Origin of the sequence: Mucilaginibacter sp. OK098 (genome assembly GCF_900142915.1) — a bacterium.
Taxonomy (GTDB): domain Bacteria; phylum Bacteroidota; class Bacteroidia; order Sphingobacteriales; family Sphingobacteriaceae; genus Mucilaginibacter.
Map to the genome: position 1 here is coordinate 94116 of NZ_FRCM01000005.1, position 11441 is coordinate 105556.

Below are 11441 nucleotides of genomic sequence, written 5' to 3' on the forward strand. Positions count from 1 at the left end.
TTCGGTATAAAAAATAATCCACATTGTTAATACACAAGTGTTAATAACTTTAGTGGGGTAAAGTGGTAAGAAGTGGTAAAAGAAATCTAATTTTACATTACAATTAATGCCACAGTTTCAATATGTCCTATTTAACCGGCGAGTTTGAGTGTAAATTAGATAACAAAGGGCGAATGATGATCCCTGCGGGCCTCAAGAAAAAGCTTCCAGAAGCTGACACTGAGTGCCTTGTGATCAATCGCGGCTTTGAAAAATATCTTGTGATTTACACTAAACAAGAATGGGACAAAAAACTTGATGAACTGAACAAACTTAATCAATACGAGAAGAAAAACATAGAATTCATAAGATATTTTACCCGCGGCGCAACAGAATTGAATGTTGATGCAGCAGGAAGGGTTAATTTGCCGCAAGGCTTATTGGATTATGCAGGGATAGGAAGCGATGTGGTTTTAACCTGCCAGTTAACAAAAATTGAGATGTGGGATAAGGCGGCGTATAATAAAATGATAGATAGTGAACCGGATAATTTTGCAACGCTGGCTGAAGAAGTGATGGGCGATAAAAGAAGGGAGGGTAGCGTATGAGCACATACCATACTCCCGTAATGCTTAATGAGTGTATTGAAGGCCTGAACATTAACCCATCGGGAACTTACGTTGATGTAACCTTTGGCGGTGGCGGTCACTCCCGTGAGATCTTAAAGCATTTAAATAAAGACGGTAAGCTGCTGGCGTTTGACCAGGACGCCGATGCTAAACAAAATTTGATTGATGATGAACGTTTTACCTTTATCGATCAGAATTTCCGTTATCTGAAAAACTTTTGCCGTTTGCACGATGCTATGCCGGTTGACGGCATATTAGCCGACCTTGGTGTTTCATCTTACCAATTTGACCAGGCTGAGCGCGGGTTTTCGATCCGCTTTGATGCGGAGTTGGATATGCGCATGAACCAGCAGGATCCGTTAAGCGCTAAAGAGGTAGTAAATAATTATTCGGAAGCTGAGCTGCACCGCATTTTCGGCATTTACGGCGAAATTCAGAATGCAAAGTCGCTGGCTAATACAATAGTAACTGCGCGGTTAAACGCACCCATTGTAACGGTGGCTGATTTGAAAAATGCCATTATAAACCGCATCCCCAAAGGAAAAGAAAATAAATACCTGGCGCAGGTTTTCCAGGCTTTACGCATTGAGGTAAACCAGGAGCTGGAGGCATTGAAGGATTTTTTGATCCAAACGGCATCGGTACTGGTTTCGGGCGGGCGGCTGGTGGTTATGTCATACCATTCGCTGGAGGACAGGCTGGTAAAAAACTTCATCGCAAAAGGAAAGTTTAGCGGCGAGGTAGAGAAGGATTTTTACGGTAATGATAACAAACCGTTTAATGCGGTAAGTCGCGGGGCTATCACCGCAACAGAAGAAGAGATTAAAAATAATAACAGGGCTCGGAGCGCTAAGTTAAGAATAGCGGTAAAGAAATGACAAACAGGCTGCGTACACAGATTGAAGAAGAGGAAGCAGAGCAACAAAAGCTTATTGTTGAGGAAAAACAGGATGCTGAGTTTCCGGATAACTTTATTACGCAATTTTTTACCAAAGGCTTTTGGAACGCCGAGTCGGCCACAAAGGCGTTGCCATTTGTATTGTTCATTGCTTTTTTAGGGATGATATACATTGCCAATATGCACATGGCCGAAAGGAGTATCCGTGATATTAATAAAATAAGCAAAGAAGTAAAAGAACTTAGCTGGGACTATAAAACTACCAAGGCCGACCTTGCTTTTAAAAGCACGCTTACCGAGGTTGCTAAACGTGTAGATACGCTTGGGATTAAAGAATCGCTGCAGCCACCACAAAAAATAACAGATGCGGAGGTGAAAAATGAGCATTAGAACCAATATATTAATGCGGGTTTACCTGGCTTTCGGGTTGATCCTTCTTTTTGCTGCAGCTGTAGTGATCCAGCTTTTTCGGGTACAGTTTGTACAGGGTAAAAAGTGGAAGGCTATGGCTACAACGCTTTCAACCCGTTATCAAACGGTTGAGGCAGCGCGCGGAAATATTTTTGCGGTTGACATGAGCTTGCTGGCAACATCAGTACCTGAATACGAATTGCACATGGATATGCTTGCACCGGGTATTGCTGACGACCAAAGTTTTAATGAGAATGTAGATTCACTGGCTATTAAGTTTTCACAACTATATGGCGATAAATCAGCAAAGGAATACTCACGGATGCTGCGCGATGCCCGTAAAGAAGGTTCGCGGTATGAGCTCATCAGGCGGAAGGTTACACACAGGGAATTAACGCTGATCCGCAAGTTTCCTATTTATAGAATGGGTAAATACAAAGGCGGATTGATAGTTATTGAACAAAACAGGCGTGTATTGCCTTTTCGCTCATTGGCTGCGCGTACCATTGGTTACAAAAACGATAACGTAAAAAATGCGGTAGGGCTTGAAGGAGCCTATGCCAGCTATATTAATGGCGAAAGCGGTAAACGTTTAATGCAGCGTATGGCCGGCGGTACCTGGATGCCGGTTAATAACGGTGATGATGAAGTAGAGCCTAAAGAGGGCGCGGATATTATTTCGACAATTGATGTCAACTTTCAGGATGTTGCCCAGGATGTGTTAAAAGCTCAACTGGAGGCCACAGAGGCCGATCATGGTTGCGTGGTGTTGATGGAAGTTGCCACAGGCGAGATAAGGGCCATTGCAAACTTTACCCGGAACAAAGAAGGCAAATACGAGGAAAAGCTAAACTATGCCATAAGCAATGCGGCCGACCCTGGTTCAACCTTCAAGCTGGCTACTTATATGACGCTGTTTGATCAGCATAAAATTGATACCAATTCTACCATAAACGCAGAAGGCGGTAAATATAAAATTCCTAAAGGGCCAACCATCAGCGATGTGGAGGATTACAATTTTGTGATCACTGCAAAAACGGCTTTTGAACAATCGTCAAATGTTGCGGCAGCTAAATTTGTTTATAATGCCTATAACAATAACCCTAAAGAGTTTACTGATAAGCTATACAGCTACCATTTAAACGAGCCGCTTGGCTTACAAATCGCCGGAGAAGGGATCCCGGTGGTTAAAAACCCAAAAAGCCGCAGCTGGAACAAATATTATACCCTACCCGAAATGGCCTACGGGTACGAAATGAAAATTACCCCACTGCAGATGCTTACGCTTTATAATGCAGTAGCTAATAATGGTAAAATGATTGCCCCTATCCTGGTAAAAGAAATTCGCAGGCTTGGAAATACGGTTGAACAGTTCCAGGCAAGAGTAATTAATGAAAAAGTATGCTCGGATGCTACGCTTGGGAAAATGAGGAGCCTTTTAGAAGGTGTAATTACTGAAGGCAATGGCAAAACCCTGTTTAAAAATTCATTGTACTCGGTTGCGGGTAAAACCGGAACAGCGCAAATTGCAAACGGGGCATCAGGTTATGGTCTTAAAAAAACTTACCAGGCTTCTTTCTGCGGATATTTTCCGGCTAAAAACCCTAAATATTCTATGATTGTGGTTGTCAATCACCCAACAGTGGGCTCATACCTGGCAGCGAAGGTTGCCGGCCCGGTTTTCAAAAAAATTGCCGACAGGGTTTATGCCAGTGATCAGGGTATGAACCAGGCTGTACCGATGCATTATGTAGGGAACACCAATTTGCCGCAAATAAAAAAAGGAAATGTAAAAGCGTTAAAGCAGGTATATACCAAATTAGGTGTTAAGCCGCTATACGCAACTAACAATGCAGCCGGTAACGGTGTTGATACCAGTAATGGTATTGCTTTTGAAGATGCGAGCTATAAAAGTGGCGTAGTCCCACAGGTAAAAGGAATGGGATTGAGCGACGCCTTATATGCGCTGGGAAATGCAGGCTACAAAGTTGTGGCCCGCGGGAGCGGCATGGTGGCTAATCAATCGGCATCAGCGGGGAGTATAATTCCAAAAGGATCAAAAATAATAATTGAATTGCAATGAGATATTTGAGCGATATAATAGAAGGACTTGCATTCACTGAACTACAGGGCAGTGCCGATATTGAGATAACTGCCATAGTTTTTGATTCGCGGAAGGTTGTTCCGGGATGTATGTTTGTGGCTGTAAAGGGGACTGTAGTTGATGGACATGATTATATTTTGCAGGCCATTAAAGATGGTGCTGTAGCTGTTATATGTGAAGAATTGCCTGCCCGTGTTACAGGCGAGGTTGATTTTTTAATGGTAGCCAACTCAGCTGTTGCCCTGGGAATTGTATCAGCTAATTTTTACGAAAATCCATCGTCAAAATTAAAGCTGGTAGGTATAACCGGTACCAATGGCAAAACTACCATAGCTACATTGCTTTATAAATTATTCCGCGACCTGGGTTATAAATGCGGCTTAATATCTACAGTTGAAAACCAGGTAAATGGCGAGGTGATCCCGGCAACACACACTACTCCTGATCCTGTTGAACTGAACAGTCTGTTAAATGATATGGTTGAGCAAGGTTGCGATTACTGCTTTATGGAAGTCAGCTCGCACGCTATTGCCCAGCATCGCATTGGAGCACTCAAGTTTACAGGGGCCATATTCTCAAACCTAACACATGACCATTTAGATTATCATAAAACATTTGAGAAATATCTGAAAGCCAAAAAGACATTTTTTGATGACTTACCCTCAAATGCCTTTGCGTTGACCAATATTGATGATAAGAACGGCAATGTAATGCTGCAAAATACAAAGGCCCATAAAAAAACTTACGGACTTAAAAGTATGGCAGATTATAAAGCCCGGATCCTTGAAAACCAGTTTGAAGGTTTGCTTTTGCAGATTGACAGCGAAGAGGTTTGGTTTAAAATGGTGGGCACTTTTAATGCGTATAATTTATTAGCTGTTTATGCTGCAGCAATGCTGCTTGAGCAGGACAAAACTAAAATATTAACCAGCCTGAGCAAATTAACAGGCGCAAAAGGTCGTTTTGATTATATAGTTGCTCCAAATAAAGTTATAGGGATTGTTGATTATGCGCACTCGCCGGATGCTATTCAGAACATATTAAGCACGGTTCATGATATCCGCAAAAATAATGAAAAGGTAATAACGGTAATCGGCTGTGGTGGCGACAGGGATAAAACCAAACGCCCGATTATGGCGAAAGCAGCATGTGAGTGGAGTGATAGGGTGATCCTTACCTCTGATAACCCCCGCTCGGAAGATCCGGCGCAGATCATAAAAGACATGGAAGAAGGTGTTGACCCTGCCTTTAAGAGATACACATTAAGTATTGTTGACAGACGCGAAGCTATAAAAACTGCCTGCATGCTGGCTAGACCGGGAGATATTGTAGTTGTTGCCGGTAAGGGCCACGAGAAGTACCAGGAAATACATGGAGTAAAGAATCACTTTGACGATATGGAAGAGCTGAGTGCAATTTTTAAAGAAATGAATTGATGTGCGAATGTGCGGATATGCAGATGTGCGGATGAGGAATTGATGCGTAGGTGGGGAAAGGATGTAAGAATAATGGATTGTAACTAATAACCAATATACAATGAGCGAGAAACCAAACCTGATAGTTGATTTAACATTCAGTTTTTCATTGAAAATAATTGCTTTCACTGAAATTCTTGAATCGAAGAAGAAATTCAATATGGCTAATCAACTCTTTAGAAGTGGTACTTCAATAGGTGCGAACGTAAGTGAAGCACAGGGTGCAGAAAGTAAAAATGATTTTAAACATAAATGTAAAATAGCATATAAGGAAGCAGGAGAAACAGAGTATTGGCTAAAACTATGCAAGTTTGCTGAAAACTATCCTTTTGAACAAGATATGCTGGACGATATACAATCAATAATAAGAATACTAGGAAAAATAATAGCAACAACAAATAATTAGATATAAAGATGCGTGGATGTGCAAATGTGCAGATGATTTAGAAAAATGGTTAAAAACTAAAAGTAATTTATAAACAAAATAAGAGTGATTAAAGAATTTGGACATGCAGGTATCTGCACATCCGCACATCAATAATCCGCACATTAACTATGTGCATATGTGCGAATGAATAAAAAATTAACAGACAAAGGAACCATTTACAAACAAAATAAGAGTGATTAAAGAATTTGGACATGCAGGCATCCGCACATCCGCACATCTGAAATCCGCACATTAAAAATATGCTTTACTACTTATTCACCTGGCTTAATAAAAATTACACAATTCCCGGTTCGGGGGTGTTTCAATACATCACGTTCCGTATGGCGATGGCTGTAATTACATCGTTGGTGGTAACCACGGTATTTGGGCGCAGGCTTATTGATTATCTGCGGTTTAAACAAGTGGGTGAAACTGTAAGAAACCTGGGTTTAGAAGGCCAGATGCAAAAAGCCGGTACCCCTACTATGGGCGGGATCATTATCATATTAGGTATCCTGATCCCTACGCTGCTGTTTGCCAAGTTGGGCAACATCTACATTATTATGATGCTGGTTACCACACTTTGGTTGGGTGCAATAGGTTTTTTGGATGATTACATCAAAGTATTTAAAAAGAACAAAGAAGGGTTAGCTGGAAAATTTAAGATAATAGGCCAGGTTGGGTTAGCACTGTTCATTGGGTTTACCATGTATTCAAATCCGGATATCGTGATCCGACAGGAAGTAAAATTGCCGGTAAAATATGATGCCCCTGTTGATTTTCACATGCGCGGCAATACGCCGGTTTATACACAGGATATCCGGTCGACAAAAACAACCATGCCTTTTTATAAAAACAATGAGTTTGATTATGGCAAGGTGCTTAAATTCATTGGTGCTGATTCTGATCATTACTCGCTGCTGGTGTTTATGTTCTCGGTAATTATAATCATCACATTTATATCAAACGGGGCCAATATAACAGATGGAATTGACGGCCTGGCAACTGGGACATCCGCTATAATTGGTATCACGCTGGCTATCCTGGCTTATGTATCGGGTAATACAGTAATTGCCGAATACCTGAATATTATGTACATCCCAAACTCGGGTGAACTAGTGATTTTTGCCGGAGCTTTTGTTGGGGCCTGCGTGGGTTTCCTTTGGTACAACTCATACCCGGCCCAGGTATTTATGGGCGATACCGGCAGTTTGGCAATAGGTGGTATAATAGCAGTGTTTGCCATTATGATCCGCAAGGAGTTACTGGTGCCATTATTATGCGGAGTTTTTGTAATAGAAAACTTGTCGGTAATTATCCAGGTAAGCTGGTTTAAATATACCAGGATAAGATTTGGCGAGGGAAGAAGGGTGTTTTTAATGTCGCCCCTGCACCACCATTACCAGAAAAAAGGATTTCATGAAGCCAAGATCGTAACCCGGTTTTGGATCATCGGCATCCTGCTGGCTATAGTGACGGTAATAACGTTGAAGCTCCGCTAGTGATTAGAGGCTGGAGGTTAGAGATTAGGAAGTCCGGAAAGTCGGAAAGGCCGGAAGTCCGAAAGAGAAAAATAAAAACCGGTGAAATCGAATAGAATCGGAGAAATCAAATAAATAACAATCAGTGGAATCAAAAAAACTCATAGCAATTCTTGGTGCCGGCGAAAGCGGGGTGGGTGCGGCATACCTGGCTCAGCAGCAGGGTTATGATGTTTTTGTGTCTGACTTTGGGGCGATTACAGCTGATTATAAACAACAACTACAGGACTGGAAGATCCTTTTTGAAGAAAATCAGCATACAGAGGCTGAGATTCTGAAGGCAGATGAAGTAATTAAAAGCCCGGGAATTCCGGACAAGGCGCCGATCATAAAAAGAATAAAGGAAAAAGAGATTCCGGTTATATCAGAAATAGAATTTGCGGGTCGGTATACCAACGCAAAGATAATAGGGATCACAGGGTCGAACGGGAAAACTACCACCAGTAGCTTAACTTATCATATCCTTAAAAATGCCGGGTTAAATGTTGGGTTAGCCGGTAACATAGGTAAAAGTTTTGCTTACCAGGTGGCTACCGAAAAGTTTGATCTGTATGTGCTTGAGCTTAGCAGCTTTATGCTTGACGATATGTTCAGCTTTAAGGTGGATATAGCGGTACTATTAAATATAACGCCCGATCATTTAGACCGGTATGATTATAAACTGGAAAACTATGCAGCATCAAAGTTTCGCATCTCTCAAAATCAAACAGCCGGTGATTATTTCATTTACTGTGCCGATGATCCGGAAACCCTTAAGGGAATGACCGGGCGAAGCTTTGCAGCGCAGCAGCTGCCGTTTTCTATTGAAAAAAAGATTGAATACGGGGCATATCTCGAACAAGACAATATTGTCATTAACACTCACCAACAACATTTTCAGATGTCAATAAACGAACTGGCCCTACAGGGTAAACACAATATTTACAACTCTATGGCATCAGGTATAGTAGCGAAAGTGCTGGAACTGCGGAACCCTTCAATGAGGGAAAGTATGGGAAACTTTAAAAGCATCGAGCATAGACTTGAGTCGGTTGGTAAAATATCAGGCATTAGCTTTATCAATGATTCAAAGGCTACTAATGTTAACTCAACATGGTATGCACTTGAAAGCATGACCAGCGATGTGATACTGATACTTGGCGGAGTTGATAAAGGCAACGATTACAGCATGCTTAAAGACCTGGTTAAGCAAAAAGTAAAAGCAATAGTTTGCCTTGGTAAGGATAACAGGCGTATTCACGAAGCCTTTGAAGATGTGGTGGAAATAATAGTAAATACCTACTCGGCACAGGAAGCCGCAACGGTATCCTATCACCTGGCAACAAAAGGTGATACGGTATTACTTTCACCTGCATGCGCCAGCTTTGATCTTTTTAAGAATTACGAGGACCGGGGCAGGCAGTTTAAACAAGCGGTGAAGGAACTATAGATGTGCGGATGCGTAGATATGCAGATGTGCGGATAAATGAATTTGAAGATTGGTTGATTTGAAAATTTGAAGATAAATCAGTGTAATCAAGATTAATCGGTGGAATCAAAAAAATAATATGCATAAAATACTCAGTAATACAAAAGGAGACCGCTGGATCTGGCTTATCGTCATATTGCTGTCGGTTATTTCGTTGCTGGCTGTTTACAGCGCCATTGGGTCGCTTGCTTATAAAAGAGGAGTGGGTACAGAGTCTATACTGATAAAGCACCTTGCTATGATAGTTGGTGGCATAGCGTTGATGTATTTGTCGCATAAAATCGACTATCGTTATTATCGGGGTATCTCAAAGCTACTGATGATCATAACCATACCGTTGTTACTGTATACGCTGGTTTTTGGGCATCATGTAAACGAGGCTAGTCGCTGGATACCTATCCCGGGCACGGGCCTTAGTTTCCAGACCTCGGATTTGGCTAAGCTTGCATTGATAACCTACCTGGCACGTACGCTATCAATTAAACAGGAAAATATTAAAGATGTAAAGCAATCCTTTATTCCCATTATGGGAGCTGTTTGCGTGGTATTTGCACTTATAGCCTGGGCCAACCTTTCAACAGCATTAATGTTGTTTGGGGTTAGCGTTTTGTTGCTGATAATGGGGCGTATAAGTGTAAAGCAAATTGCGGTAGTATGTTTGGGCGGGCTTGTAGTTTTATCAGGCATTGTGTTTTTAGGGCCACGCCGCCACATGTACATTACCCGTATAGAAACCTATATGCACCCGGAAAAGGCTGATCCTGATAAGGCGCAGCAATCTAACCATGCAAAAATAGCAATTGCCACCGGTGGCATATTTGGAAAAGGTATTGGTAACAGTGATGAAATAAATAGCTTACCCGAAGCATACTCCGATGAAATTTACGCCATCATAGTTGAGGAGTATGGCCTTGTAGGGGGCGTTGTTTTGATAGGCATTTACCTGTTCCTGTTGTTCAGGTGTATAAAAATTGCAACCAGGGCACCAAAAGCATTTGGTACGCTGCTGGCGGCAGGGCTTAGCTTTAGTTTAACAATACAAGCATTTGCTAATATGGCAGTTGCTGTTGGTTTAGGCCCTGTAACCGGGATCCCGCTGCCATTTGTAAGTATGGGGGGGACTTCCATATTATTTACCAGCTTGGCATTTGGTATTATATTATCTGTTAGCAGGGATATTGACGAACCTAAAAAAGTTATAGTAGGGGAAATAAAGGAAGTAGCGATGGCGTAGGGGGGAAGATGTGCGGATGCGTGGATATGCAGATGTGCGGATGAATAAAAAAAGTCTATGGTCTATAGTCCATGGACCATGGACAAAAAGAATCGGTGAGATCATAAAATAATCAGTGTAATCACAGAAATATAAAATAAGAGTCGGTGAAATCAGGTAAAAAAATTATCATTAGTGGAGGTGGTACCGGGGGGCATATTTTCCCGGCTATTGCTATTGCTAATGCTTTAAAAAGTCTTGACCCGGCAACCGAAATTTTGTTTGTTGGCGCTAAGGGACGGATGGAGATGGAGAAGGTGCCGGCTGCGGGGTATAAAATAATTGGTTTGGAGATCCAGGGCATTCAGCGTAAATCCATCTGGAAAAACGTAATGTTCCCGGTAAAGCTGATGCTGAGTGTAAGGAAGTCGCTTGAAATTATTAAAGAATTTAAACCAGATGCAGTAGTAGGCGTGGGTGGTTATGCTTCAGGGCCGTTATTGTATGCAGCCTCGTTAAAGAACATCCCGTATTTAATACAGGAGCAAAACTCATACGCAGGCATCACTAATAAATGGCTCGGTAAAAAGGCGAAAAAGATCTGTGTTGCTTTTGATGGCATGGATAAGTTTTTCCCTTTCGACCGTATTATTAAAACAGGCAACCCAATCCGTAAGGAGTCGGTTAATATTGCGGGTAAGCAAATGCAGGCGCTTGAGCTTTATAAGCTATCGGCATTTAAAAAAACAATATTGGTAATAGGAGGCAGCCTGGGTGCACGCACTTTAAATAACAGCATACTGGCCGGGCTTGATAAATTAATAGCTGCCGACGTGCAGGTAATATGGCAAACCGGCAAGTTTTATTATAAAGGGATAATTGAAAAGTTGGGTGAAGATTATCATCCTGATGTACGCATCCTTGAATTTTTGAACCGGATGGACCTTGCTTATGCAGCTGCCGATATAATTATTTCAAGAGCAGGCGCAGGTACTATTGCCGAATTGTATATGGTTAAAAAACCGGTGATACTGGTGCCTTCGCCGAACGTGGCTGAGGATCATCAAACAAAAAACGCACTGGCGCTGGTACAGGAACATGCGGCAGTTTTTATTGCCGACAGGGATGCAGAAGCAAAGCTGGTTGATAAAGCCATTGAGCTTTTGAATGATAAAAAATTACAACGTAAAATGAGTGATAATATTGGCAAAATGGCTATGCCAAATGCTGATGAGGTAATTGCTAAAGAAGTGATTAAATTATGTCAATAGTCATTAGGCCTGCAAAGCCGACAAT

The 11441-nt window shown here is 41.8% G+C and carries 10 protein-coding genes; all 10 read left to right on the top strand.

The genetic code is table 11. The features are described from left to right. Window positions 1-122: 122 nt before the first annotated feature. The 10 genes from mraZ to murG all read left to right on the top strand — a co-directional run bounded on the left by mraZ (window position 123) and on the right by murG (window position 11416). Entirely contained in the window at window positions 123-587 is a 465-nt protein-coding gene (mraZ, locus tag BUE31_RS17140; RefSeq protein WP_073405066.1) for a division/cell wall cluster transcriptional repressor MraZ, read from the top strand. Then, window positions 584-1486, top strand: coding sequence for a 16S rRNA (cytosine(1402)-N(4))-methyltransferase RsmH (rsmH, locus tag BUE31_RS17145; RefSeq protein WP_073405067.1), 903 nt, complete (start codon window positions 584-586; stop codon window positions 1484-1486). The genes mraZ and rsmH overlap by 4 nt, the downstream gene beginning before the upstream one ends. Continuing rightward, window positions 1483-1896 carry an FtsL-like putative cell division protein gene (locus BUE31_RS17150; RefSeq protein WP_073405068.1) on the top strand — a complete coding sequence of 138 codons (414 nt, stop codon included), beginning with the start codon at window positions 1483-1485 and terminating at the stop codon, window positions 1894-1896. Before rsmH ends, BUE31_RS17150 begins: the two co-directional genes overlap by 4 nt. After that, complete coding sequence (locus BUE31_RS17155; protein WP_073405069.1) at window positions 1886-4000, top strand: penicillin-binding protein; 2115 nt, start codon at window positions 1886-1888, stop codon at window positions 3998-4000. The genes BUE31_RS17150 and BUE31_RS17155 overlap by 11 nt, the downstream gene beginning before the upstream one ends. Next, window positions 3997-5457, top strand: coding sequence for a UDP-N-acetylmuramoyl-L-alanyl-D-glutamate--2,6-diaminopimelate ligase (locus BUE31_RS17160; protein ID WP_073405070.1), 1461 nt, complete (start codon window positions 3997-3999; stop codon window positions 5455-5457). Before BUE31_RS17155 ends, BUE31_RS17160 begins: the two co-directional genes overlap by 4 nt. Before the next feature lie 100 nt (window positions 5458-5557). After that, window positions 5558-5902, top strand: coding sequence for a four helix bundle protein (locus tag BUE31_RS17165; protein ID WP_073405071.1), 345 nt, complete (start codon window positions 5558-5560; stop codon window positions 5900-5902). Window positions 5903-6183: 281 nt separating this feature from the next. Then, window positions 6184-7425 (top strand): phospho-N-acetylmuramoyl-pentapeptide-transferase, encoded by a 1242-nt coding sequence (gene mraY, locus BUE31_RS17170; RefSeq protein WP_073405072.1) that lies wholly within the window; start codon window positions 6184-6186, stop codon window positions 7423-7425. A gap of 124 nt (window positions 7426-7549) precedes the next feature. Further along, the gene (gene murD, locus BUE31_RS17175; RefSeq protein ID WP_073405073.1) at window positions 7550-8893 is read left to right on the top strand and encodes a UDP-N-acetylmuramoyl-L-alanine--D-glutamate ligase; all 1344 of its coding nucleotides are present in this window, start codon (window positions 7550-7552) and stop codon (window positions 8891-8893) included. Window positions 8894-9011: 118 nt separating this feature from the next. Continuing rightward, entirely contained in the window at window positions 9012-10166 is a 1155-nt protein-coding gene (locus tag BUE31_RS17180) for an FtsW/RodA/SpoVE family cell cycle protein (RefSeq protein ID WP_073405074.1), read from the top strand. Window positions 10167-10312: 146 nt separating this feature from the next. Continuing rightward, window positions 10313-11416, top strand: a complete 1104-nt coding sequence (murG, locus tag BUE31_RS17185) for an undecaprenyldiphospho-muramoylpentapeptide beta-N-acetylglucosaminyltransferase (RefSeq protein ID WP_073405075.1) — start codon at window positions 10313-10315, stop codon at window positions 11414-11416. Window positions 11417-11441: the final 25 nt, after the last annotated feature.